Genomic DNA, 494 nt, shown 5'->3' with positions numbered 1-494 from the left:
CATCGTCGCGCCGTGGCGCTTGGCGATCGCGCGGAAATTTTCGGGCGTGCCGGAAAAGGCGTGCTGCACATCCAGGATCGCATCGCCATTGCGGTGATAGGGCCCCGCCACCGCATTGTGATGGGTGATGGTGATGATGCGCGGCCCCAGATCGACGAAGCTGAAGATCGTCTGCGCCGGATAACGGTTGAGCGGGCTCAAAGCGGTCATCGTCGGGCACGAACCGCTGGCGCGATCGATGATCTGGACGCGCTTGGTCGGCCGGTCGATCGGCAGGAAGCGGATGGCCAGCCCGGCAAACAGACCGGAGCCGACCAGCAGGATCACGGCAACCGTCCCGAGCACGCGCACCAGCGGTGAGCGCTGGGCTTGCAGATAGGGGATCAGCAGCCATGCCAGCGCCACTGCGCCGGGCACCGCCAGCATTTGTGCGGCAGGCCCTGCGCGCGCTTGCCACAGCAGCAGCAAGGCGGCCCCGGTGACGAACAGCAAGA

The 494-nt window shown here is 66.4% G+C and carries 1 protein-coding gene; it reads right to left on the bottom strand.

All coding sequences use genetic code 11. From position 1 onward, the window contains the following. On the bottom strand, window positions 1–494 hold a 494-nt coding region (locus tag AACY49_RS30525), incomplete at both ends, for a hypothetical protein (protein WP_339528005.1).

It is taken from the genome of Pseudomonas sp. EL_65y_Pfl2_R96, assembly GCF_963970905.1.
GTDB lineage: Bacteria > Pseudomonadota > Gammaproteobacteria > Pseudomonadales > Pseudomonadaceae > Aquipseudomonas.
Note: the sequence above shows the minus strand (reverse complement) of the source record. Positions and strands in the feature narration are given on the sequence as shown.